The organism is Variovorax rhizosphaerae, from assembly GCF_037889975.1.
GTDB lineage: Bacteria > Pseudomonadota > Gammaproteobacteria > Burkholderiales > Burkholderiaceae_C > Variovorax > Variovorax rhizosphaerae.
Genome location: NZ_JBBKZT010000009.1, coordinates 332,843 through 357,689 on the forward strand (window position 1 = coordinate 332,843; position 24,847 = coordinate 357,689).

19 protein-coding genes are annotated in these 24,847 nt (G+C 66.5%); 15 read left to right on the forward strand and 4 right to left on the reverse strand.

Going from position 1 to position 24,847, the window contains the following annotated elements:
* Positions 1-30 precede the first annotated feature (30 nt).
* Together WKW82_RS21085 and WKW82_RS21090 are read left to right on the forward strand one after the other, a co-directional pair.
* Positions 31-618 (forward strand): hemerythrin domain-containing protein, encoded by a 588-nt coding sequence (locus WKW82_RS21085; protein ID WP_340344288.1) that lies wholly within the window; start codon positions 31-33, stop codon positions 616-618.
* A gap of 111 nt (positions 619-729) precedes the next feature.
* Complete coding sequence (locus tag WKW82_RS21090) at positions 730-1,830, forward strand: cupin-like domain-containing protein (RefSeq protein WP_340344289.1); 1,101 nt, start codon at positions 730-732, stop codon at positions 1,828-1,830.
* A 126-nt stretch (positions 1,831-1,956) separates the two neighbouring features.
* Here the strand turns inward: WKW82_RS21090 and WKW82_RS21095 are convergent, their stop codons facing one another.
* A complete protein-coding gene (locus WKW82_RS21095; RefSeq protein WP_340344290.1) occupies positions 1,957-4,131 on the reverse strand; it encodes a hypothetical protein in 2,175 nt (724 codons plus the stop codon).
* Between the two features lie 220 nt (positions 4,132-4,351).
* Positions 4,352-5,902 carry a class I adenylate-forming enzyme family protein gene (locus WKW82_RS21100; RefSeq protein WP_340344291.1) on the reverse strand — a complete coding sequence of 517 codons (1,551 nt, stop codon included), beginning with the start codon at positions 5,900-5,902 and terminating at the stop codon, positions 4,352-4,354.
* A 186-nt stretch (positions 5,903-6,088) separates the two neighbouring features.
* Between WKW82_RS21100 and WKW82_RS21105 the strand changes: the two genes are divergently transcribed.
* The 6 genes from WKW82_RS21105 (at position 6,089) to WKW82_RS21130 (ending at position 13,663) form a co-directional block, all read left to right on the forward strand.
* Positions 6,089-6,745 (forward strand): SCO family protein, encoded by a 657-nt coding sequence (locus tag WKW82_RS21105; protein WP_340344292.1) that lies wholly within the window; start codon positions 6,089-6,091, stop codon positions 6,743-6,745.
* A gap of 187 nt (positions 6,746-6,932) precedes the next feature.
* A complete protein-coding gene (locus WKW82_RS21110) occupies positions 6,933-8,552 on the forward strand; it encodes an acyl-CoA carboxylase subunit beta (protein WP_340344293.1) in 1,620 nt (539 codons plus the stop codon).
* 28 nt (positions 8,553-8,580) lie between these two features.
* Complete coding sequence (locus tag WKW82_RS21115) at positions 8,581-10,581, forward strand: acetyl-CoA carboxylase biotin carboxylase subunit (protein ID WP_340344294.1); 2,001 nt, start codon at positions 8,581-8,583, stop codon at positions 10,579-10,581.
* Between the two features lie 104 nt (positions 10,582-10,685).
* Positions 10,686-11,480 (forward strand): enoyl-CoA hydratase/isomerase family protein, encoded by a 795-nt coding sequence (locus tag WKW82_RS21120; RefSeq protein WP_340344295.1) that lies wholly within the window; start codon positions 10,686-10,688, stop codon positions 11,478-11,480.
* Positions 11,465-13,039 carry an acyl-CoA synthetase gene (locus WKW82_RS21125; protein WP_340344296.1) on the forward strand — a complete coding sequence of 525 codons (1,575 nt, stop codon included), beginning with the start codon at positions 11,465-11,467 and terminating at the stop codon, positions 13,037-13,039. Before WKW82_RS21120 ends, WKW82_RS21125 begins: the two co-directional genes overlap by 16 nt.
* Positions 13,040-13,048: 9 nt before the next feature.
* Positions 13,049-13,663, forward strand: coding sequence for a methyltransferase domain-containing protein (locus WKW82_RS21130; protein WP_340344297.1), 615 nt, complete (start codon positions 13,049-13,051; stop codon positions 13,661-13,663).
* 10 nt (positions 13,664-13,673) lie between these two features.
* Here WKW82_RS21130 and WKW82_RS21135 read toward each other — a convergent pair whose 3' ends face one another.
* The gene (locus tag WKW82_RS21135; RefSeq protein ID WP_340344298.1) at positions 13,674-16,133 is read right to left on the reverse strand and encodes an AI-2E family transporter; all 2,460 of its coding nucleotides are present in this window, start codon (positions 16,131-16,133) and stop codon (positions 13,674-13,676) included.
* A 184-nt stretch (positions 16,134-16,317) separates the two neighbouring features.
* On the opposite strand from WKW82_RS21135, the gene WKW82_RS21140 reads away from it, so the two are divergent.
* The 5 genes from WKW82_RS21140 (at position 16,318) to WKW82_RS21160 (ending at position 21,818) form a co-directional block, all read left to right on the forward strand.
* Complete coding sequence (locus tag WKW82_RS21140; protein ID WP_340344299.1) at positions 16,318-17,526, forward strand: acyl-CoA dehydrogenase family protein; 1,209 nt, start codon at positions 16,318-16,320, stop codon at positions 17,524-17,526.
* A gap of 138 nt (positions 17,527-17,664) precedes the next feature.
* Complete coding sequence (locus WKW82_RS21145) at positions 17,665-18,735, forward strand: phosphotransferase family protein (protein WP_340344300.1); 1,071 nt, start codon at positions 17,665-17,667, stop codon at positions 18,733-18,735.
* Positions 18,732-19,496, forward strand: a complete 765-nt coding sequence (locus WKW82_RS21150; RefSeq protein WP_340344301.1) for a glucose 1-dehydrogenase — start codon at positions 18,732-18,734, stop codon at positions 19,494-19,496. The genes WKW82_RS21145 and WKW82_RS21150 overlap by 4 nt, the downstream gene beginning before the upstream one ends.
* 13 nt (positions 19,497-19,509) lie before the next feature.
* Positions 19,510-20,502 (forward strand): NADPH:quinone oxidoreductase family protein, encoded by a 993-nt coding sequence (locus tag WKW82_RS21155; RefSeq protein ID WP_340344302.1) that lies wholly within the window; start codon positions 19,510-19,512, stop codon positions 20,500-20,502.
* A 134-nt stretch (positions 20,503-20,636) separates the two neighbouring features.
* The gene (locus WKW82_RS21160; RefSeq protein ID WP_340344303.1) at positions 20,637-21,818 is read left to right on the forward strand and encodes an ABC transporter substrate-binding protein; all 1,182 of its coding nucleotides are present in this window, start codon (positions 20,637-20,639) and stop codon (positions 21,816-21,818) included.
* A 21-nt stretch (positions 21,819-21,839) separates the two neighbouring features.
* Here WKW82_RS21160 and WKW82_RS21165 read toward each other — a convergent pair whose 3' ends face one another.
* Positions 21,840-22,559, reverse strand: a complete 720-nt coding sequence (locus WKW82_RS21165; RefSeq protein WP_340344304.1) for a Crp/Fnr family transcriptional regulator — start codon at positions 22,557-22,559, stop codon at positions 21,840-21,842.
* Positions 22,560-22,709: 150 nt separating this feature from the next.
* Here WKW82_RS21165 and WKW82_RS21170 point away from each other — a divergent pair, with 150 nt between their 5' ends.
* Together WKW82_RS21170 and WKW82_RS21175 are read left to right on the forward strand one after the other, a co-directional pair.
* Entirely contained in the window at positions 22,710-23,951 is a 1,242-nt protein-coding gene (locus WKW82_RS21170; RefSeq protein ID WP_340344305.1) for an ABC transporter substrate-binding protein, read from the forward strand.
* Between the two features lies 1 nt (position 23,952).
* Entirely contained in the window at positions 23,953-24,846 is an 894-nt protein-coding gene (locus WKW82_RS21175) for a branched-chain amino acid ABC transporter permease (protein WP_340344306.1), read from the forward strand.
* The last annotated feature ends 1 nt before the right edge of the window (position 24,847 follow it).

Below are 24,847 nucleotides of genomic sequence, written 5' to 3' on the forward strand. Positions count from 1 at the left end.
CGACCCTTGGACTTTTCACTTGGAGACCTCATGTCCCAGCAGGGCACCCCCCACGCCACGATCCGGATCATCCGCGCGGAGCGTGCCGCGCTGGCGGCGATGTTGCGCTCCATCCTGATGCAGCTCGCGCAGCACCGCCGCAGCGGCGCGCCACCGGACTTCGCGGCGTTGCGGGCCATGCTGTTCTACATCGATGAGTTCCCGGAAAAGCGGCATCACCGCAAGGAGTCCGAGCGCCTGTTTCCCAAGCTGCGAGCGCGCGCGCCGCTCTCGCGTGACTTGTTCGACCAGCTCGACGACGACCACGATCGTGGCGAGCGAAAGATCCGCAACGTCGAACACGCCTTGCTGGCGTTCGAGATGATGGGCGAAGCGCGCCGGGAGGCTTTCGAGACTGCCGTGGAACGCTATGTCGATTTCTGCCTGGCGCACATGGCGCTGGAGGAACGCGAAGTCCTGCCCCTGGCTGAACGGGTGCTCAACCCGCAGGACTGGGCGGAGCTGGACCGCGCCTTCGGCGCCAACCGCGACCCGATGACGGGGTGCGAGCCGGAAGCGGAATACGCCGCCTTGTTCGCCCGGGTCGTGATTGCCGTGCCGGCGCCCGCCGGGCCTTGATCGGCGCATCCGCCCTGGCGGCCATCCCGCGGCCTGCGTTCGCAACGACGCAATGGCGCAAGCGGGGGCCCCTTGGTATCCTCGCGTTCCGCAGTGACGTGAGCCAGCACCATGCCCAGCACGATCCTCTCGAAGCCGCCCGCCCCGCCCCGTCCCGGCCCCGCGATGGGCCAGATGACGGCCCCGCAGCCGGTGGCCCCGACCCCCATCACGCGCGAATGGGTGCGCTGGGTGGCCGAGCAGGTGATGCGCGGATGCACGCCGACCTCGATGCTCGAGGTGATGGTGAACGCGGGCATCGACGACGTCGTCAGCTCCGTGATCATCGAAGGGATGGTGAGCAATCCGATCTGCATCGCCGGTGAGCAGCAGGTGCAGTTGCAGCGCAAGCTCGAATCAAGCATGGCCAACCTGCAGCAGCTCTGGGAACTCAACCCCGGCTACCAGACCATCGAGAAGCGCGCCGATGTGTCGATTGCGGAGTTCGCGGCCCGCTATGTCGAGGGCTGCCGGCCGCTGGTGCTCACCGGGCACACCGCCGACTGGCCCGCGATGCGCCGCTGGTCGCCAGAGGACCTGAAGCAGCGCTTCGGCCACCTCGATGTGGAGATCCAGGCGGAACGGCATGCGAATCCCCGCTACGAGCAGGACAAGCTCTCGCACCGGCGCCATGTGCGGGTGGCCGATTTCGTCGATCAGGTGCTGCGCGGCGGCGTCAGCAACGACTACTACCTGACGGCCAACAACGAGGCCTTGCGGCAGCCCGGCTTCGCGCCGCTGCTGGACGACATCGGTACGCTGCCGCCGGGCTGCGACCGGTCGCAACTGTCGGCGCGCTCGTCGTTCTGGTTCGGCCCGGCCGGGACGGTGACCAGCCTGCACCACGACAAGCTGATGCTGTTCCACACCCAGGTGGTGGGCCGCAAGCGCTGGCGCCTGATCTCTCCGCTGCAGACGCCGCGCCTGTACAACACCAACGCGGTGTTCAGTCCGATCGACCTGGATGCGCCGGACTACGACCGCTATCCGCTGCTGCGGGGCGTGAAGATCCTGGACGTGGTGATCGAGCCCGGCGAGACGATCTACCTGCCGCTGGGTTGGTGGCATCAGGTGAGGGCGCTGGATGTGAGCCTGTCCTTCTCGTACTCGAACATCGCGCTGCCGAACAACAACGTGTTCGAGTATTTCGATCCGGTGATCCGGCCGTTGTAGGCAGCCCCTTCGAGCGCGTGGGCGCGGTGTGTCTTGGCAGACGGCTGCGCCGTGGCTTCGAAATTGATTCCGCTGCGATTCCCCTCGCTCCCGCGCGGCTGCGAGGGAGTCGCCGGGCACGGAACTTCAGCTGGCTTGTCTCAGGATGCCCTTGGTCTGGAGGTCCGCTTTCAAGCCCTCGAACAGGGACCAGCACGGAATAGGCATCTTCTGGACCTGCAGCGCCGATCCCGTGCACTTGGTCCAGGGACCTGCAGAAAGGCCTCCTGAATTGAGGGTGTAGTTGGCCGTATAGGTGCCCAAGGAATCCTCTGGAACGAATAGCCAATGGTCCCCAGTGTCCACCTGGCGAACACTTCGACGAAATACGCTGGCGAAAAGGGTTCCATCCTTGCACGGTGCCAATGAAATGAATCCTCTCAGCGGAGGATAGGTGGTCGTTTCCCGGCCGTCGACCAGCCATTTGTTTCCGGGATGGCGAGCCTGGTCTCCGAGCAAATCGTTGGCGGAGCATTCCATCCACCGGGGGGCCTTGATATGGCCCAGTATGCAGTTGATGACGGAGGCATGCGTGGCGCACGCAAAACCCTCCGCCCTGAATACCCACAGGTGGTACGCGTCGACGTCAATACCGCTGTAACTCCCCCACGGAGACGGCACCTGGCAACGCGTATTGGATTGATCGACGTAGATGTCGCCAGAATTGGCCAGCGCTCCGTAGACGATGGAATTGTAATGATCCTTGCCGCCCACAAGAAGGGAGCCGGGCGGCAATGCGCCTCTGTCAGGATCGTCGGGCAACGGCGAAGGCGGATGGGTGACCACGCGAATATTGGTGATCCGGGATTTCGCCGCGGGATTCCAATTGATTACTTTCACTTTGTTTTCCGTATCCAGCTCGAACAATTTGACCGAGCCGCCCTTGTTGTCATTGTGGGCCGCGTAGACAAAGGATTTCCTTGGGTCATCGGGGGACGGAAGCGCCCAGATGTCATGATATTTGTCAGGAGAAATCATGCCTTGAGCGGAAATTGCAACGGCGGCTGGTTCGATTCGCCCGTGCTGGACGTCGCCGTTGTCGGAAGCGATCCAGTGCTCGACGAAGAAGACATGGTAGAGCGGCTTCAAGGAGCCCGCATCTGCCTTGGGAATGGTGATGGAGAACCTTTGGCCGCGAGCACCATATCCGATGGGCAGGTTTTTCCACGCACCGGTTTCAATGGCTTTTTTCCCGGTGGCGGCGTAGAGGTATTTGTCGGTACCGAGATGGACGTACAGCCCCCGCTGGCGGGCGACCGGTTCGACAGCCCGCGTGAATTGCTGCATCAGGTTGTTCCCGTCGCTCCAGGTTTCCGGAAGCGCAAGGACGATGGCGCGCAGGTTGATCAACAGGTTGTTGACTTCGTCGAAATCGTGCCGATGGCGTTCGTAGTCCGGGTTGGAGCTGGAGACATCCTCCAGTCGCTTGTCGACCAACACCCGGTTGGCCATGGAAGCCAGCGCCAAGTTTGCAAGTAGCGAATCCGAATAGGTCCGGCAGAAAACACCAAGGATCTCAGGCCATTTCTCCATATCCTGCGTTTTCTCGTCCTTCAGCCATTCCGCGGTTTCCCATTTCTTGTACAAGGAGGACACCTTGTTGAACGCCAGTTCAATGGAAAGAATGTCGGCCTTGAGATGGGTGCGGAAATCCCAAAGCTCCTCTTTTGTCGTAATAGGGCTTTGGAGATGCTTGGGGAGGAGTGATCGGATTCTGTAGATCGTTGTCGTATATTCCTGGACCGCGTCGCCATCCGCCAGGGTGTTGCGGAGTTTTTCTTCCGCATTCAATCCTTTGATGGCATCAATGATCTGGTCCTTGAGCGAGGGCTGCTTGGGGCCGAAATACGTCAGGAGTTGACCGACGATCGTGAAGATCGCGCCAAATACCGCGCCATAAGGACCGGCGCCGGCAGACAGGCTGGCAAGCATCTGCACGCCGGAGGCGCAGATGTCCATGATGGCGGCGCTGCCGTTGATATAGTCGCCGGACTTGAACGCGGAGGCCGCCGACAACACGCCCTTGGCCATGTTGGGCAGATTCTTGTTGATGGAGTCCGTGACGTCCTTGGCGTATTTCTGGTCGGCCGCCGTCGCGTTCTTGTCTTTTAAAATAGCCTGCGCTTTTTCGTACTTGTCCTGTATCTCCCATGTTGCGATGGCGAAGGCCCTCTGCTGGTCCGGGTCCATATCCGCTTGGGTGTGCACGCCCATCAGCGCAATTTGGTCCTTGATGAAGTCGAGTTCGGGGTCCGCGGCCATGTGCAATCCTTTTTTCGATGCTTGCTGGAAGCATGATCGTTGTTGGGTAAACCGGGTATTCGAGCCAGACTACCACAGGCGCCGGAGTGTGGAGAACTATTTGATTGCGTCTTTATAAATGCGTTGGCGTTTGAATGTCGGCATACCATGTATTCGCGATCATTGAATTCACGGAATTTTGTACAAGATGAATTTCATTCGGATGATCGCGATGGCACGGTCAGTTCGCTTCGGCGCGCAAGGCAGCCTTCTGGATCTTGCCGGCCGGGGTCATTGGCAGTTCGGCGCGCAGCACGACCTGGCGCGGCATCTTGTAATCGGCGATCTGGCCGGCGCAGTGGGCGAGCACGTCGGATTCCGTCAGGCCACTGCCTTCGCGGGCGATGACGTAGTAGCGGCCGACTTCGCCGAGCACCTTGTCGGGCACGCCGATGCCGGCCACCATGACCACGGCCGGATGCGTGGCGATAAGCGCCTCGACCTCGGCAGGGTAGACGTTGAAGCCGCCCTGGATGTACATGTCCTTCATGCGGCCCTTGAGCGTGATGAAGCCGCGCGTGTCGACACAGCCCATGTCGCCGGTGTGCAGCCAGCCGATCTCGAAGGCGCCGGAGCCCGCTGCTGCGCCGATGTAGTCGCGCACCACGCCCAATCCCCGGAAATGCAGCTCGCCGATCTCGCCGGGCGGCAGTGCCTTGCCGTCCGCATCGACAGCGCGTACCTCGGCGCCTTCGAGTGGCTTGCCGATGCTTTGCATGAGGTCTTCATCGGCGCAGTCCCGGGGCGTCATGACCAGTGCGCCCGAGGCTTCGGAGAGGCCGTAGAGGTTCATGATCGTCGCGCCGGGCATGCGCCGCTGCAGTTGCGTCAGCAGGGTGCTGTCGACGTTGGAGCCGCCCGTGATGATGAGCCGCACCGACGACAGGTCGACCGATTCCGACGCCGGGTGCATGAGGATCAGCGTCATCATGGTCGGCACGCCCACAAGGATCTGCGGCGGGCGCTTGCGGATCATGTCGAGCACGGTCCTGGCCTTGAAGCTCGGGACCAGTTCGCAACTGCCGCCCACGAGCAGTTGCGCAAGGATGCCGCAGGTGATGCCGCCGACGTGGTTGAAGGGGTTGGACAACTGCAGCAGGTCACCGGCGCGCGTCTGCGTATGGCGGGCCTGGGCGGCCGCCGAGGCGAGCAGGCTGGCATGGGTGAGGGCGCAGCCCTTGGGTCGGCCGGTGGTGCCGGAGGTGTAGATGACCATGGCGAGGTCGTCGGGCTGCACCGAGGCGGTGGCGGGCTCGAGACTGTCGGTGTCGACCTCCGCGGCCTGCATCTGGCGGAACGGCTCGCTGTCGATGGCGACGACCTGCCGCAGCTTTGGCAGGCGCGCCGACATGCGAGCGAACATCGCGAGGCAATCGAAGCCGTCGACGCTGGCCAGCGTGAACACCATCCGGGCCTCGCTGTCGGCCAGCATGTACTCGATCTCGGCGTCGCGGTAGCGGGCGCTCAGCGCGACCACGGCCACGCCGATGCGGGTGGCGGCGAAGAAGAGCTGCAGCCATTCGATCTGGTTCTGCGAGAGCACGGCGATGCGGTCGCCGCGCGACAGGCCGGCCTCCAGCATGGCGCTGGCGAGGCGCTCGCTGGCCGTGTGCATGTTGGCGAATGAATGGACGGTGTCGCCATCGATCCAGGCCTCGATTGCGGGGTGCAGCGAGGCCGCGCGTTCGAGGGCCTGGGGCAGGGTGGAAGCGTTGAGGGTGTTGCCTTTCATCGGCGCAGGGTAGGTGGGTCGCCGGGGACTGGCTTGCGTCTACTCGCTGGCTGCGGCTGGCGCGCGCAGGATGGCGAGAGGGCCGGGAGCGCCCGCGGTGTCGCTCGGCACGTGCGGCGGAAGGAGGGGCTTGCCAAATCCGGCTAACGCTCGGCTGCATTGCGGGCTTACCTTCGCGTGCATCCCATGAATCAGAAGGAGCGCGGCGCGATGATGCAGTCAGGCCACCCCAGCGGTCCGGGGCGACGACGCTTCCTGGTGGCGCTGTCCGGCATGGCCGTGGCCGCCGCCGCACCGACCTCGGCCCTGGCGCATGCCACGCATGCCGCGCCGGCGGGCGGTTCGCCCACGCAGACGCTGCTGCTGCCCGCGCGACCTGTTTCCCGATTGCGGCTGCGCATGGTCGGCGGCGGAACGTCCGAACTGCGCACCTTGGTTGGCGGCCAGGTGACCGCCGTGCAATTGATGTTCACCGGCTGCGGCACGACCTGCCTCACACAAGGTGCGCTCTTCGCGGCGCTGCAGGACCGACTGGCCGGCCAGCGGCGCGACGGTCGGCTGCTTTCGATCAGCATCGACGCCCTGGGCGACGACCCGAAGGTGCTGGCGGGTTGGCTGGGGCGCTTCGGCGCGCAGCGCGGTCTCTGGAGCGCGGGCGTGCCTTCGGTGCAGGAGACCGATCGGCTGCTGGCGGAATTCAGCATCGGCGCGCTCGCGGTCAATGCGGCTGAACACCTGAACCGCGTCTTCGTCGTGGACGCAGGCGGTTATCTCCGGGTCGTCACCTCGCTCGATCCGTCCGCCGACCAGGTCATGCGGGCGATGGACATCGCCCGGTCCTGACAACAACGCGCTGGACATAACCCCCGGGGCGCGCACGCCCGTCGCGCATCTCCGCGACACACGTCCGTCCGCCGCACGCCCGGCCGCCCCCCGCGCGAAGCAGCCACTTCGCACAAGACCGCCCCTGACCGATTGCCTAAGCTGCGCCATCCGTATCGTGCCGCTCGCCGGCAAGGCATCACCACCCATGGCAATCATCGAGTCGACCGTTTCCCCCGGCAGCGAGGCCTTCGAGGCCAATCGCAGCGGCATGCTGGCATTGATCGAGCGCGTGCGCACCTTCGAGCGGCGCAGCATCGCCACCTCGGGCAAGTCGCGCGAGCGCTTCGAGAAGCGCGGGCAGCTGTTGCCGCGCGAGCGGCTGTCGCTGCTGCTCGATCCGGGCACGCCCTTCCTGGAGATCTCCTCGCTCGCTGGGCTGGGGCTGGACAACCCGGACCTCGAGAAGAGCGTGCCGGGCGGCGGGGTGATCGCGGGCATCGGCTGGGTGTCGGGCATTCGCGTGATGGTCAATGCATCCGATTCCGGCATCGATGCCGGCGCGCTGCAGCCGATGGGCATTCCCAAGCAGATGCGCATCCATGAGCTGGCACTGGAGAACAAGCTGCCGCTGGTGCAACTGGTCGAGAGCGCGGGCGCCAACCTCATGACCTACAAGGTGGAGGAATTCATCATCGGCGGCGGGCTGTTCCGCAACCTGGCGCGCATCTCGGCCGCGGGGCTGCCGGTGTTGACGGTGACGCATGGTTCGTCGACGGCGGGTGGGGCCTACCAGACGGGCCTGTCGGACTACATCGTGATGGTGCGCGATCGCTCGCGGGCCTTCCTCGCCGGGCCGCCGTTGTTGAAGGCGGCCACGGGCGAAATCGCGACCGAGGAGGAACTGGGCGGCGCGGTCATGCACACCTCGATCTCGGGCCTCGGCGACTACCTGGCCGAGGACGACCGCGACGCGATCCGCATCGCCCGCGAGATCCTGGCCAACATCGATTGGAACCGCGACATGCCGGCCGCGCCCGTGCGCAACTTCAAGCCGCCGCGCTACGACGCCGAGGAACTGCTCGGCATCATGCCGATGGACCACAAGCGCCCGGTCGACATGAAGCAGGTCATCGCGCGCATCGCCGACGATTCCGAGTTCCTGGAGTTCGGCGAGAACTACGGCAGCGCGACCGTGGTGGGCCACATCAAGATCGAGGGCATGCCGCTCGGCGTGGTGACCAACAACGGCCCGATCGACGTGGCCGGCGCGACCAAGGCGACGCACTTCATCCAGGCCTGCTGCCAGTCGAAGACGCCACTGCTCTACCTCAACAACACGACCGGCTTCATGGTCGGCAAGGACTACGAGGAGGCCGGCATGATCAAGCACGGCTCCAAGATGATCCAGGCCGTGACCAACGCGACGGTGCCGCAGATCACGATCTACTGCGGTGCCTCCTTTGGCGCGGGCAACTACGGCATGTGCGGGCGGGGCTTTCATCCGCGCTTCTGCTTCTCCTGGCCGAACGCGAAGACTGCCGTGATGGGTGGCGAGCAGGCGGCCAAGACGATGTCCATCGTGACCGAGGCCGCGATGAAGCGGAAGGGCGAGGTCGACCATGCCAAGCTGGAAGCGATGGAGAAGCGCATCGTCGATCACTTCGACAGCCAGATGAGCGTGTTCACCACCAGTGCAAGGCTGCTCGACGATGGCGTGATCGACCCGCGCGACACGCGCGAGGTCTTGGCCAAGGTGCTGTCGATCTGCCGCGATGCGGAATTGCGCGAGCCGCAGAAGATGCAGTTCTCCGTGGCACGGCCCTGATCGACGACGCAACCGGACACACAGTTTCATGACCGCAACGACTTCCACCCTGACCCCGTTCCGCAAGATCCTCATCGCCAATCGCGGCGAGATCGCGCTGCGCATCATCCGCAGCGCGCGTGCGCTGGGCTACCGCACTGTCGCGGTGTATTCCACGGCCGATGCCGACGCGCGCCATGTGCGCGAGGCCGACCAGGCCGTGTGCATCGGCGAGCCGCTGCCGGCCCAGTCGTACCTGCGCATCCCGGCCATCGTCGATGCGGCGAAGCTGAGCGGCGCCGATGCGGTGCATCCGGGCTACGGCTTCCTGGCCGAGAACGAGGACTTCGCGCAGGCTTGCAAGAATGCGGGCTTGGTGTTCATCGGGCCGTCCGCGGAAGCCATCATCTCGATGGGCAACAAGGCCAGCGCCAAGACGCTGATGATGGCTGCGGGCGTGCCCTGCATCCCCGGATACCAGGGTGAGGACCAGAGCGAGGAACGGCTCGCGCAAGAAGCGGGGCGCGTCGGCTTTCCGGTGATGATCAAGGCGACCGCCGGTGGTGGCGGGCGCGGCATGCGGCTGGTGCCTTCGGCGAAAGAGTTTGCCGAGATGCTGCGCAGCGCGCGCTCCGAAGCGCAGAGCGCCTTCGGCAACCCGGAGGTGATCCTGGAACGTGCCATCGTCGAGCCACGCCATATCGAGATCCAGGTCTTCGCCGACCGGCACGGCAATGCGATCCACTTGGGCGAGCGCGATTGTTCGGTGCAGAGGCGTCACCAGAAGCTGATCGAGGAAGCGCCATCTCCGGCTGTGAACGAAGACCTGCGCGCGCGCATGGGTGCGACCGCCGTCGCCGCGGTGAAGGCCATCCGCTACGAGGGCGCGGGCACGCTGGAGTTTTTGCTCGACAGCCAAGGCAACTACTACTTCATGGAGATGAACACGCGCCTGCAGGTCGAGCATCCGGTGACCGAGGCCATCACCGGCCTGGACCTGGTCGCGCTGCAACTGCGCGTGGCGGCTGGCGAGCCGCTGCCGATCACGCAGGAGGATGTGCACTTCAAGGGCCATGCCATCGAGGTGCGGCTGTGCGCCGAGGACGCTGACAAGGGCTTCATGCCGCAGAGCGGCACGATGGCGCTGTGGCACATGCCGCAGCACCTGCGCGTGGAGCATGCGATGCGCTCGGGCGCGCAGATCCCGCCGTACTACGACTCGATGATCGCGAAGATGATCAGCTTCGGCGAGAACCGCGAGGCGGCGCGGCGCAAGCTGATGTCGGGGCTGGAAGATGCGGTCGCGCTGGGCGTGACGACCAACCAAGCCTTCCTGCATCGCTGCCTGGGGCACGAGGTGTTTGCGCAGGGAGGTGCGACCACCGCTTTCATCGCGCAGAACCAGGATGCGCTGCTGGCCGCCGATACGGCGCAGCAGGCCCGCGCCGCCGCGATCGCCGCCGTGGTGCTCCATGAAACCGCCGGTGATCGACGCGCCCGCGCACCGGGCCGGCGCATGACGCACAGCCTGCCGATATCGCTTCGCTTCGATGCCCATGGTGCGCTCGTGACGGCGGGCCTGGTGCTTTCCGGCCAGCACCACTTTGACGTGACGATCGCCGAGCAGACCTTCACGATCGAATTGCGCGACCTCACCGAGCACGCCGCGCACCTCGTCTGCGACGGCCTGCTGGAAAGCGTGGCCTTCCAACGTGCTGACGGCGTGTTGCACCTGCACTACCGCGGCGTGCCGGTGCGCATCGAAGACAAGACACGCGCCGCCTCCGCGAAGAAGGGCGAGGCGGGTGGCGACGGCAAGCTGCGCGCGTCGATGAATGGTCGCGTGGTCGCGGTGATGGCGGCGGTCGGCGATGTGGTCGAAGTGGGCCAGCCGATGGTCACGCTGGAGGCGATGAAGATGGAGCACATCCATGCCGCGCCGGTGGCAGGCAAGGTGACCGCGCTGCATGTGAAGACCGGCGACCAGGTCGCGGCCAGCCGCATCGTGGTGGAGATCGAGCCCGCGGTGAGGGAAGCCGCGCCGGCTTGAACTGAAACGCACGCCCGAATGCGCGTGCGGCATCACGGGCGACTACCAGAGCCAGATACGGTGGCAGCCGGACGGGACAGACAACACAAGAAGGCAGACAAGGCATGAGCGAGACAAGCACCAGCGCAGCACCGGCCGTGCTCCACGAGAAGCGCGGCCACGCGATGTGGATCACCATCAACCGGCCCGACAAGCGCAACGCGATCAACAAGGACGTGGTCGCCGGCATCCGCGCCGGCTGGCGCGCTGCGCATGCCGACCCGGACGTGCGCGTGATCGTGTTGACCGCGGCGGGCGAGAAGGCCTTCTGCGCGGGTGGCGACCTGCAGCCCGGCGCGGGCTTCGCCTTCGACCTCTCCAAGCCCACCATCGACTATGCGGACCTGCTGCGCGAGGCGCAGAACAGCACGCTGCCGAGCATCGCGCGCATCAACGGCGTGTGCATGGCCGGCGGCATGGGCTTGCTGTGCATGACCGACATGGCCATTGCGGCCGACAACGTGCTGTTCGGCCTGCCGGAAGTGAAGATCGGCCTGTTCCCGATGCAGGTGCTGAGCCTGCTGCAGGACATCGTGCCGCGCCGCGTGTTGCGCGAGTGGTGCGTGACGGGCGAGCCCTTCAGCGCGGCCGATGCGAAGGAAGCCGGCCTGCTCAACCATGTGGTGCCGGCCGAGGAGCTGGATGCGAAGACGCAATGGCTCATCGACCGCATCGTCGGCAAGTCGCCGACCGCGATCCGCCGCGGCAAGTACGCGATGCGCGCGCTCGGTTCGATGTCCTTCGACGAAGGCATCGCCTTCACCGAGGGTCAGATCGCCTTGCTCGCGACAACCGAGGACGCGAAGGAAGGGCTGGCCTCGTTCAACGAGAAGAGGAAGCCGGTATGGACCGGACACTGAGCCCCACCGCCGGCAGCGCGCATGCTGTGGGCCTGGCGGAATGGCTCAAGCGCCGCGCCGCCCGTGCGCCGCACAAGCCGGCGCTGACTTGCGACGGTGTGACCTGGAACTACGGCGAACTGATGGACCGTGTCGAGCGCCTGTCGACCGTTCTGGCCGAGGGCGGCGTGGCCGCGGGCATGCGCGTCGGCTACCTCGGCTTCAATGATCCGATGCTGCTGGTCGCGCTGTTCGCGACGGCGCGCATTGGCGCGATCTTCGTGCCGCTCAACTTCCGTCTGACCGGGCATGAGCTGGCCTTCATCATCGAGGACGCCGGCATCCACACGCTGATGGTGGGCGAGTCGCACCTGGCCGTCATCGACGAGGTGCGCAGCGGCCTTCACTGTGCGCGCTATCTTCATCGGGCTGGCGGCGCGGAAGGCTGGGAGTCGACGGACGCCTTGATGGCCGCGGCGATCGGCAAGCCCTTGCCCGCCGCCGTGCCCGCGCGTGCCGACGACACGGCGCTGATCATGTACACCTCGGGCACCACCGGCCACCCGAAGGGCGCGATGCTCACGCACGGCAACTTCTGGGCGAACAACCTCAACGAGATCTTCCTGTGGGACCTGGCGTCGACCGACGTCAAGCTCAACTTCGCGCCGATGTTCCACGTCGGCGGCTTGCTGTGCGGCACGCTGACCACGCTGATGGCAGGCGGCCACCTGGTGCTGCAGCGCGCCTTCGAGCCGCAGGCCGTGTTCGACGCCATTGCGCAGTACCGCGTGAGCGTGACCTTCGGCGTGCCGGCGATGCTGCTGTTCATGAGCCAGCATCCGTCCTTCGAGGGCGCGGACCTGTCGTCGCTGCGTTCGATCGCGGTGGGCGGTGCGCCGATGCCGGAGCCGTTGCTGCGGCTCTACGCTTCCCGCAACATCCCGGTGCACCAGGGCTACGGCATGACCGAGACCGCCTCGATGATCACCTTCCTGCACCCGGACCGCACGATCGACAAGCTCGGCTCCGCCGGCACGCCGCCGATCCTGACCGAGATCAAGCTGCTGGGTGCGAACGACGAGGAGATCACCGCAGCCGGCGCGACGGGTGAGATCTGCGTGCGCGGCGCCAACGTGATGGCGGGTTACTGGAACCGGCCCGATGCCACGCGGGCCGTATTCACGGACGACGGCTGGTTCCGCAGCGGCGATGTGGGCTACCGCGATGCGGAGGGCTTCCTCTACATCTGCGACCGACTCAAGGACATGGTCATCAGCGGCGGCGAGAACGTCTACCCGGCCGAGGTCGAGAGCGTGCTCTACGACCATCCGGATGTGGCAGAGGTCGCGGTGATCGGCGCGCCCGACGAGCGCTGGGGCGAGAGGGTCGTCGCCGTGGTCGCGCCCAAGCCGGGCAAGTCCGTGACGCTGGAAGACCTGCATGCCTTTGCCAGCGACAAGTTGGCGCGCTACAAGCTGCCGAAGGAACTGCGCATCGTCGAGGCGCTGCCGCGCAACCCGACGGGGAAGGTGCTGAAGGCGAAGCTGCGCGAGCACAACGTGCCCGCCGCCACCGCCTGAAGGACGCGCATGGCCGGTCCGACCCCCGCCTTCTGGCAAGAGCGCTTCGATACCGCGACAACGCCGTGGGATCGCGGCGCGCCCGGCCCGCAACTGGAACGATGGATCGCCGAGGGCGCCATCGCACCGGGCCAGCGCGTGCTGGTGCCGGGCTGCGGCAGCGGCTGGGACGTGGCGGCACTGGCCGAGGCCGGCGTCGCGGTGACAGGCATCGACTATGTGGAAGGTGCGGTCACGCGCACGCGTCATCGCCTCGCGGATCGCTCGCTGCAAGCCGAGGTGGTGCAGGCCGACGTGCTGGCCTGGAACCCGCCACAGCCCGTCGACGCCGTCTACGAGCAGACCTGCCTCTGCGCGCTGCATCCGGACCATTGGACGGCCTATGCCGCGCAGCTCACTGCATGGGTGCGTCCGGGCGGCACGCTGTTCGCGATGTTCATGCAGCGGCCCGATCCTTCATCGGCCGACGGCGTGGTGACCGGGCCGCCGTACCACTGCGACATCCATGCGATGCGGGCGTTGTTCCCGTCGTCGCCATGGCAGTGGCCCAAGCCGCCGTATGAGCGCATCGCGCATCCCAGCCTCGCCTATGAGCTGGCCGTGGTGTTGACGCGCGCCGCGTAGCCGAGCCCGCTCACTCGCCCGCGAGCGCCAGGCCACCCACGGGTTGCCCGACGATCGCCGACGGCGCCTCGGTGGCCGGCCCCGGCATCGGCGCCACGTCACCCCACTCGATCATGGCCTCGCGCAAGGCCTGCATCGCGTCGTCCGCCATCGATTCGAGGAGGGTCACCTCCCGCTGGTTGAGCGACCGCGCTTCGACGTCCAGCAGGCACAAGGTCCCGATCACGTGCCCGGCGCCGTCTCGCAGGGGCGCGCCGGCATAGAAGCGCAGCCCCATCGATTGAAGGGCCGGATTGCCGGCAAAGCGCAGGTCGCGCGTGATGTCGGGCACGACCATGGTCTGGGCATTGGCGACGACATGGCCGCACATCGAAAGGGTGCGCGGAACGTTCATTGCCTCTGTCCCCACGCGGGCGGGTGCGGGCCCTGGCGACGGCGGCAGTTCGCCAAAGGCACCGCGCACCTTCTGCTCGTCCTTGTCGATCAGCGACACCATCGCCATCGGCACGTCGAAGATGTCGGCGGCATGCTTGGCTGCGCTCTCGAAGATCGCTTCCGCGCGCACATCCAGCGCGCCGCTGTCGTGCAGGGCCTGCAAGCGAACGGCGTCGGCCTTCGGAATCGGCGCCAGCATGAAACCCTGGTCGAGCCGGATGCCCGCGAGGTCGGCGATGCGAATCATGGCCTCGCTGACGGAGGTCACGACGGCGTGGGCACCGAGCGCCTGGCAGGCTTCCTCCGTCACCAGTTCGGGTGGGGCGTTCCACAGTGCAAGCACGATCTTCACATCGGGCCAGCGGCGGCGCAGGCGCCGGCAGAAGCGACCCGCCGCCTCCTGCGGCTCGGGACTGAAGTAGGACAGGCACACGACCTTCGCCGCGGCCAGGTCGAGCGCCGCGATGTAGTCCGCACTTACGGTGGCGGCCGGCCGGTGCCCCGCGCTCTGGCCCTGCAGCGACACGGCGTGCGCGAGCATCTTGCCGGCGAGCGTGTCGACCTCCCACTTGCCGCCGATGCACACCACCGACGGATCCGTCTGGACGCCGGTGGCGGGATGCTGGTCCACGAGATCCTCGATCAGCGCATCCATGCCGACCACGACGCGATGGCGGTGCTCGGCCGTGGCCGCGACCGAATGGTCATTGGAGGCCATGCGCAGCACCGGCAGCGCCGACTCGTTGTAGAAGTCGGCCACGTTGCCATCCTCCGTCTGCCGCGAGGCCAGCTCGATCGCCTCGTCCACGTCGCCGGCCAGCAGCCGCTGGTAGATGCGCGATGGCGTGTCCAGGGCGGGCTGGCTTCCCAGCAGCACGTCCAGGAACTTGAGCCGGGGCAAGTGCCGGCCGATGACGAGCAGGCACACGGTGAGCGGCGTCGACATGATCAGTCCGAGCGGACCCCAGAGCGCCGTCCAGAAGGTCGCCGCCACCATCAGCGACATGGCCGACAGGCCGGTGCTGGCGCCATAGAGCCAGGGCTCGACGACGTTGTTGCTGAGCATTTCGAGCGCGGCGATCAGGCCGATGGTCCAGAGCACCATCGACCAGCCCGGGTCCACGGCAAAGGCCAACGCGAGCGGGAAGACCGCGGAAATCATCGGCCCGAGGTAGGGCACGAAGCGCATCACCGCCGCCAGCGCACCCCACAGGATCGCGCCCGGCACCCCGATGAACCACAGGCCCGCGGCCATCGGCACGCCATAGCTCATGTTCACGACCAGTTGCATCGTGAGGTACTTGCTGATGCGCTCTCCGGCTTCGTCCATGGCGTCGGTCGAGCGGTGCATCGAGCCGCCCCACAGGCGCAGCAGGCGGTCGCGCAGGTCGAGGCGGTCGAGCAGCACGAGGACCACGAACACCAGCACGATGCCGGCCTTGGCAAGCGGGCCGCTGGCCGCTTCGAGCCACTCGATGGCCTGCTGGAAGGCCGAGGGCGGCTTGGGCTCGACCTGCACGCGCTGCGGGCTCGCGACGTTGGCCCTGCCTGCGCTTGGCTCCGGCGGACCCGCGGCGGGCGCCTGGTCCACCTCCTTCTTGAGGGTGTCGAAGGTCTTGATCACGCCGTCGAACATGCCGGGCTTGCTCGCATCCGCGCGCAGCGTCTGGAGCTTGGCCCTGATGTTGCTCTGGTAGGTCGGCAACTGGGCGCTGAGGGTGCTGACCTGATTGCCCAGGAACATGCCGGCCAGGCCGATCATGGCCAGCGCCAGCACCACCACCAGGATGACGGCCGGCGCGCGCGGCAAACCCCAGCGCTTGAGCCGCATGACCAGCGGATCGAGCACGAAACCCAGCAGGAAGGCGAGCGCCAGCGGTATGAGGATGTCGCGACCGAAATAGAGCGCCGTGATGATGAGCCCGAAGGTCGCGAGCCCGACCAGCAGCCGCAGCTCAGGGAGCAGGGCGAACAAGGGCGCCACCGAGGCGCTGCGCGGCGGGACCGGACTGTCGACGACCTTGTGATTGCCCATGGGAATGCACCCTCCAGCCGCGAAGCGGCAGCGCAGTGTGCGACCCGGTTCGGGGCACGGCTGCGGGCGGGGATGCGGCCTTCGTGCAGGACGGCGTCGCGTCTGCCATCGGCGCGGATGGCGACGGTCCGATTTCAGCGAGTGGACGCAAGCCTGCCGGCCACCGCTTGCCTAGGATGATTCGATGGATTTCACCCATTCCGAGAAGTCGCTCGCCCTGCAGCAACGCGTCGCCGCGTTCATGGACGAACATGTGTACCCGGTCGAGGACCGCTACCACGAGGAGGGGCGCGAGACCGGCCACCCGTACCGCACGCCCAAGGTGCTGCAGGACCTGAAGGCGCTCGCGAAGTCGCAGGGGCTGTGGAACCTGTTCCTCTCCGGTGAGCACGGCAGCGGCCTCAGCAACCTGGAATACGCGCCGGTCAAGGAGATCATGGGCCGCGTGCTGTGGGCGCCCGAGATCTTCAACTGCTCCGCGCCCGACACCGGCAACATGGAGGTGCTGGCCAACTACGGTACCGAGGCGCAGAAGGCGCAATGGCTGGCGCCGCTGATGGACGGCACCATCCGCTCGGCCTTCTCGATGACGGAGCCGGCCGTGGCCTCCAGCGATGCCACCAACATCCAGTGCGAGATCCGGCGTGATGGCGCCGAGTACGTCATCAACGGCCGCAAGTGGTGGACCTCCGGGGCGCTCAATGAGGACTGCAAGCTGCTCATCGTCATGGGCAAGAGCGACCCGAATCATGCGGAGCTGCATCGGCAGCAGTCGATGATCCTGGTGCCCAAGGACACACCCGGCGTGCGCATCGTGCGGGACCTCACCACCTTCGGCTATGACGATGCACCGGTCGGGCATCCGGAGATCGTCTATGACAACGTACGCGTGCCGGCGTCGAACATGCTGCTGGGGGAAGGGCGCGGCTTCGAGATCGCGCAGGGGCGGCTCGGGCCGGGGCGCATTCATCACTGCATGCGGCTCATCGGCTGTGCACAGCGGGCGCTGGAGCTGATGTGCAAGCGTGCCAACTCGCGCGTTGCGTTTGGCAAGCGCTTGTCGGAGCAGGGGTCGCTGCGCGAGGACGTGGCGCATTCGTTCTGCGAGATCGAGCAGGCGCGGTTGCTGACGCTGCGGGCGGCCGACAAGATGGACCGTGAAGGGAACAAGGCGGCGCGCAACCTCATCGCCGCCGCCAAGATCGTGGTGCCGGCGATGGCGGCGCGCGTGATCGACCGGGCGATCCAGATCCATGGTGGCGCGGGCGTGTCGCAGGACACCTTCCTGCCGCGGGCGTATGTCTATGCGCGCTTCATCCGCATTGGCGATGGGCCGGACCAGGTGCATCTGTCGGCGGTGGGAAAGCAGCTGCTCAAGCGATTCTCTTCTTGAAGAAGCCGTGAATCTTTCTACTGCGGCCACCGATCTCGGATCTGCGGTGCTCACCGTACTGGAGTACGGCTCCGCTCCTCAACCCGATCTCGGCGCCCTCGCTACGAAATCTTCACGACTTCTTGCGTGCGCTTTTCGATGAATCTGCCGGCCCATGCTCTTGCCCGCCCGGTGGTCAGTGCGCCGCCGCTTGACCTGGCACGGCTTGGCGCCTGGCTGGAGGCGCATGCCGAAGGCTTCCGCGGGCTGCGCAAGGCGGAGCGATTCGTCGGCGGCAACTCCAATCCGATCTGGCGCGTGGAGGCCGACAGCGGGCGCTACATCCTGCGCACGCAACCGGCCGGCGAATTGCTGAAGTCCGCGCATGCGCTGGACCGCGAGGCACGCGTGTTGAAGGCGTTGCAAGGCAGCGCGGTCCCGGTGCCGCGTCTGCGCGTGCTGTGCAACGACCTCGACGTGGTCGGCGTGCAGTTCTACCTGATGGATTTCATGGAGGGCACCGTGCATCGCTCGGTGGCATTGCCCGATGTGCCGCGAGACAAGCGTGGCGCCATCTACGCAGCGGCGATCGACAGCCTCGTGGCCATTCATCGCACCGACCTCGATGCGCTCGGCCTGCGCGACTTCGGCCGGCCTGGCAACTATTTCGAGCGGCAATTGCACCGATGGTCGCAGCAGTATCGGACAGCGATGCCCGAGGGCAGCGTGCCAATGGATGCACTGATCGCGCGCCTGGACGCCTTGCTGCCGCACGGCGAGCATCCGGTGACGCTGCTGCATGGCGATTCGCGCATCGACAACCTCATGTTCGATGCGCGCGGCGAGCGCGTGATCGCGGTGCTCGACTGGGAACTGTCGACGCTGGGCCATCCGCTGGCGGACCTGGGGCAGTTCCTGGCAGTGCAGGAACTGCCGGCCGACTACCTGTTGCCCGGACTGCGTGGCGTCGATCGCGCGGCCGAAGGGCTGCCGACAGCAGCGCAACTGGCGCAGCGCTACTTCGGCGCGATGGGCATGGACCCGGCCACCGACCTGCGCTTCTTCAGAGCCTTCGCGATGTTCCGCCAGGCCGCCATGTCGGCGGGCCTTCGGCGCCGTGCCGCGCTGGGCACCGCGGTGGCGGAGAGCGCGCTCTACTTCGGCAACACGATGGACGTGTTCGCGCAGACCGGCCTCGACATCCTGGAACCGCAAAGGCAGAACGCATGAATCCCCATCCCTTCAGCCTCGCCGGCAAGGTCGCGCTCGTCACCGGCTCCTCGCAAGGCATCGGCGCCGCGACCGCGCGCGTGCTGGCGCAGGCAGGCGCGCACGTCATCGTCAGCAGTCGCAAGGCGGATGATTGCGAGCGCGTGGCCGAGTCGCTGCGCAGCGAGGGCCTTTCCGCTGAAGCGCGTACCTGCCACATCGGCAAGCTGGATGACATCTCCGCGATGGCCGCGCACCTGCAAGCGACGCACGGCGGCCTCGACATCCTCGTCAACAACGCGGTGCTGAGCCCGTGGCGGCGCATCGAGGACATCGATGCCGGGCTGTTCGCCAAGACGGTGGACGTCAACCTGCGCGGCTACTGGTTCCTCTCGGTCGAGGCGGTCAAGCTCATGAAGCCGCGCGGCGGCGGCAGCATCGTCAACATCTCCTCGCTGTCGGCCTGGCATCCGGAGAAGATGCTCGGCCTTTATGCCACGCTGAAGACCGCGCTGATCGGGATGAGCCGCGCCTTCGCGCTGGAGTACGGCGAGTTCGGCATCCGCGCCAACACCGTGTTGCCGGGCGTGATCGAGACGAAGCTGGCCGAGGCCTTCGATGCCGCCGCGACCGAGCGCATCCTCGGCAAGACGCCGTTGCACCGCGTCGGCCAGCCCGAGGAGATCGGCTATGCGGTGCTGTACCTGAGTTCGCCGGCCGGTGACTTCGTGTCGGGCGCGAGCCTGGCCGTCGACGGCGGCATGTCCATATCGATGATTTGAGGAACTGAAAAGCATGAAAGCCGCACGCATCCACCGCCACGGGCCGCCCGAGAGCCTGGTCTTCGAGGAGGTGCCCTCGCCGGTGCCGGGCAAGGGCGAGGTGCTGGTGTCGGTGCATGCCAGCGCCGTCAACTTCCCCGACACGCTGATCATCGAGAACAAGTACCAGTTCAAGCCTGAGTTGCCGTTCTCGCCGGGCGGCGAAGTGGCCGGCACGATCAAGGCGGTGGGCGAGGGCGTCGAGGGCTTTGCAACGGGCGACCGCGTGATTGCCGTGTGCGGCTGGGGCGGCTATGCGGAGGAGGTGCTGACCACGGTCGACAAGCTCGTGCGCCTGCCCGAGGGCATCGACATGGAGTCGGCCGCAGCGCTGGTCATCACGTATGGCACCTCGCACTACGCCTTGAAGGACCGCGCCGCCATCCAGACCGGCGAAACGCTGCTGGTGCTGGGCGCGGCGGGCGGCACCGGCATCTCCGCCATCGAACTCGGCAAGCTCATGGGTGCACGCGTGATCGCTGCCGCTTCCACCGATGAGAAGCTCGCGCTGTGCCGCGCCAGCGGCGCCGACGAGACCATCAACTACGCGACCGAAGACCTGCGCGAGCGCATCAAGGCGTTGACTGGCGGGCGCGGCGTGGACGTGGTGTACGACCCGGTCGGCGGCCACTATGCCGAGCCGGCGCTGCGCAGCATGGCCTGGCGCGGGCGCTACCTGGTCATCGGCTTCACTGCGGGCGAGATTCCGAAGCCGGCGCTGAATCTCGTGCTGTTGAAGGGCTGCAGCATCGTCGGCGTGTTCTATGGCGGATTTTCCAAGGCGGAACCGGCGCGTTACGACGAGTACATGAAGGAACTGGTCGGCTGGCTCGCCGATGGCAGCCTGCGCCCGACCATCACCGCGCGCTATCCGCTGGAGCGCGCGGCAGAGGCCTTGCGCGTGGTCGCCGACCGTCGCGCCACCGGCAAGATCATGCTGACCACTGCGCTCGGGCGCGGCGACTGATCGACCGGATCAGGGATTTCCCGCCACGCGCGTAGCGTCTCGGCGCAAGACGGCGGCCGCGTCTGCTCGCCACACTCCGATGCATCGCAGGCCGATTCCGGCCGGCGGCCGACCACCCAAGGAGTGAAGCAAAGATGACGAAGAAGCATGCAGCCAGCCCATCCGTGCGCTGGTGGATCGCCAGCGCCTGCGCGGCGCTGCCCCTGATGGCCCACGCGACGCAGGGCGTGACCAAGACCGAGGTGCTGGTCGGCACGATCCAGGACTTGTCCGGCCCGATCGCCAACTTCGGCAAGGAAACGCTCAACGGCATGAACATGCGCATCGAGGAGGCCAACGCCGCGGGCGGGGCCGGTGGGCGCAAGATCAAGCTGATCGTCGAGGACTCCAGCTACGACACCAAGAAGGCCGTGCTGGCCGCGCAGAAGCTGGTGCAGAACGACAAGATCTTCATCACCGTCGGCAACATCGGCACCTCGCTCGCGCTGACGACGATGCCGATCTTCACCAACGGCGGCGTGATCCATGCGTTCCCGCTGGCATCGGCGCGCGGTCTGTACGACCCGCCGACCCCGCTGGCCTTCAGCTTCACCGTGCCCTACTACCAGCAGGGCAAGGTGATCGTGAAGGCGCTGACGCAGATCAAGGCCGACCGCAAGTGGTGCTCCCTCACGCAGGACGACGATCTGGGCTCGGAACTGATGAAAGGCGTCGAGGCGCAGGCCGCGGAGATGAAGCTGAAGGTCATCGAGAAGACCAGCTACAAGCGCGGCGCGACCGACTTCTCCTCGCAGGTGGCGCGGCTCAAGAGCGCGGGCTGCGACACCGTCGTGCTGGGCACCACCTTGCGCGAGACCATCGGCACCATCAGCGAGGCGAAGAAGAGCGGCTTCACGCCGGAGTTCATCGGCACCTCGGCCTCCTATTCGCACCTGGTGCCCAAGCTCGGCGGCCCGACGATGGACGGCTTCCTGTCCTCGCATGCCAGCTCGCAGCCCTATGCCGACGATGCGTCGAAGGCCCTGCGCGACTGGTTCGCGGCCTACAAGACCAAGTACAACGAAGACCCGGGCCAGTACGCGGTGATGGGCTATGCCTCGATGGACTGGGTCATCAAGACGCTCGACAAGGTCGGCCCGGACCTGACGACCGATCGCTTCGTGCAGACGATGGAAACGTCGACCTTTCCGCGCGACAAGCTGGGCTTCGACACCATGAGCTTCACCAAGACCAAGCGCCTGGGTTCGGAGGCGGTGCGCATCTCACGCATCGTCAATGGCAAGTGGGTGCCCGTGACCGACTACATGCAGCCGTGATGGCGTAGGGCGCCAAGCGCGTCATGCCTCCGCAATGTCGCGCAACCGTGCGGCGTCGTGCACCGACAGCTGTCCGTACTGCATCGCGATCAGTCCGGTCTGGCGGAACTCGTGGAGGATCTTGCTCGTGGTCTGGCGCGAGACGCCGGCCATCGCGGCGATGGCCTCGTGCGTGAGCTTGAGTTGTTCGCCTGCCTGATCGGGCTCTCGGCTGGAGAGCGTCAGCAGGATGTGGGCGATCTGCGAGCGCGGCGGCGCGCTGTGCTCCTCCACGAGGATGCCCAGCGTGGTGTGCAGGTTCTCGCAGATCAGCGCGACGAAGGCTTCGCGTGCCGGGGCTGAGTTGCGATAGAGCGACTGGAATTCCGCATGGGGCAGTTGCAGCACGGTGGTCTCGGTCCAGGCGCGGGCGTCGCTGAAGCGCGGCGACTGGTCCAGTTCGCTGAGCAGCCCGAAGAAGTCCCCCGCACGCAGGCCCTGGTAGAAGGCGAACTTGCCGCTCTTGGCCGAATGCTCGAGGCGCACTTCGCCGCTGAGCACGGCATAGAGGCCGCTCGGCGCGGCACCGGCCGCATAGATCAGCGAACGCGCCGCGCAACGCCGCACCACCGCACGGTCCAGCAATTCGCGCTTGAGCGCGGGCGAAAGCGCGGCAAACCAGCCGCTGCGTTCCAGCACGCGCAGGCGCGCGCTGCCTGCGCTCACGCCCACCGAAATCGTCGTCGCTTCCGTCGCCTTCATTGCGGGCGAAGCCTAGTGCATACCCCATAAATGTCAACTCTTGACATTCTTCCTTCGGCCGCGGGAATAGCCTGCGGCAGCCGGTCCGATGGCGACGACCTCAGCGTCAACGACAACGTGTTTCGAACCCATAACCACAGGAGACAAGCAATGAACCCAGGCAATCACTCCCTCCCGATTGAGACAGGCGTCGATCGCCGCACGGTGCTGGCATCGGCCCTCGGCGCACTGGCGCTCGGCGGCGGCCTGCTGCCGCGCAATGCGCATGCGGAGGACGACGTGAAGATCGGCTGGGTCAAGCCGATCACCGGCCCGCTCGCCAGCAGCTTCGCGCCGCTCTACCTGCCGGCGCAGATCGCGATGGACGAGATCAACGCGGCCGGCGGCATCCTGGGTCGCAAGCTGGTGAAGGTGGAGGTCGACGACCAGGGTTCGCCGGCGCAGTCGCCGATCGCGACGCGGCGGCTCATCGAGGACGGCGTGAAGTTCATCGTCGGCCCGATCGGCAGCTCGCAGACGCTGGCCTCGCTCGAAGTGGCCACGCCAGCCAAGATCATCCAGGCCTCCTACGCGTCGGCCACCGAGATGGGCGACGGCACGCGCTTCCCCTACCACTACCAGTTCAACTTCACCTCCGGCGCGCAGGCCAAGCGGCATGCCGAACTGCTCGCCAAGCTGGGCATCAAGAAGGTCGGCCTGCTGATCGAGGACTCGGCCGCCGGCGCCTCCACGCGCGACGCGCTGCTGAAAGAGATTCCGGCGAACGGCATGCAGATCGTGTCGGAGCAGACCTTCCCGATCAAGGTGGCCGACATGACGCCCTTCCTGCGCAAGCTGCGCAGCGATGGCGCCGAAGGTATCGCGGCGCACGTGTCGAACAACGTCGACATCACGCAACTGTTGGTCGGCCTCTCGCGCATGGCCTGGAAGCCGCCGATCGCCGGCCACACCGGCCTGCTGTTCGCCGGCACGCCGGGCGCGGTGCCCGACAGCGCCCGCTACAACGAGATCTATGCCGCCACCTACCGCGCGCTGACCTACACCGACAAGGAGCAGCCGCCCGAGCGCGTGCAGGCTTTCTGCGGCAAGCTGCTGAAGGGCAACGTGCCGGACTCGCTGCTTGGGCCGGCGGCGACCACGCCCTTCTACGACTTCATCTACGCGCTCAAGTACGCGGTGGAGAAGTCGAAGTCGTGGGACACGGAGCAGATCAAGAAGGCGCTCGATACATCGAACGGCATCGACGGCCTGTTCGGCAAGATGGTCTTCTCGCCCTCGCGCCACTCGGCCTACGACTCGGAGGTGGTGGCGATGGCCGTCGCCAACTCGATGGAAGACCCGCTGAGCAAGCAGTACCACGGCCTGTTCCGCCGCCGCGCGCCGGGAGTCTGAGATGCTGCTCGAAGACCTGCTGGCACTGCTGACCACCGGCCTCACGATGGGCGCCATCTACGCGATGGTGGCCGTGAGCTTCAACATCGCCTACAAGCCGACCAACGTCTTCAACATGGCACAGGGCGAGTTGGTCATGCTGGGCGCGATGTTCGCCTGGGCGCTGATGACGCAGCAGCACCTGTCGTGGATCGTCGGGCTCGTGGTGGTGATGGGGGCGGTGGCGGTGATCGGGCTGTTCGAGGAACGCGTGGCGGTGGCGACGCTGATCAAGCGACCGTCGAACCACCACGGCTGGATCATCAGCACGCTGGCTTTCTCGATCATCCTCATCAACCTCTGCGACCGCATCTGGGGCACGGACCCGCAGGTCGTTCCGCCCGTGCCGGGCGCGACGATGGACACGGTGCAGATCGGCTCCCTGACCTTCTCGACGCAGCAGGTCGCGGTGTTCGCGATCGCGGTGGCGAGCATCGCCGCGGTCGAATGGGTGTACGGCCACACGCTGGCCGGCAAGGCGGTGCTGGCCGTGGCCGAGGACCGCGATGCCGCGCGGCTGAACGGCATCAGCCCGTCGCGCCTCACGATGACGTCGTTCGCCATCGCGGCCGCGTATGCCGCGTTGACCGGCGTGGTGGCCGCGCCGCTGCTGCTGGCCAGCACCTCGATCGGCATGGCGCTGCTGGTGAAGGGCTTCATGGCGCTGGCGATCGGCGGCGTCGGCAGCAACTGGGGTGCGCTGGCGGCGGGGCTGATGCTGGGCTGCGTCGAGAGCATCAGCTCGGTGCAGCTCACGCCGGGCTACAGGCAACTGTTGCTGCTGGGCGTGGTGCTGGTGGTGCTGCTGGTCAAGCCCTTCGGCCTGTTCGGTCGCGGCGCGCTGCGGGAGGTCTGAG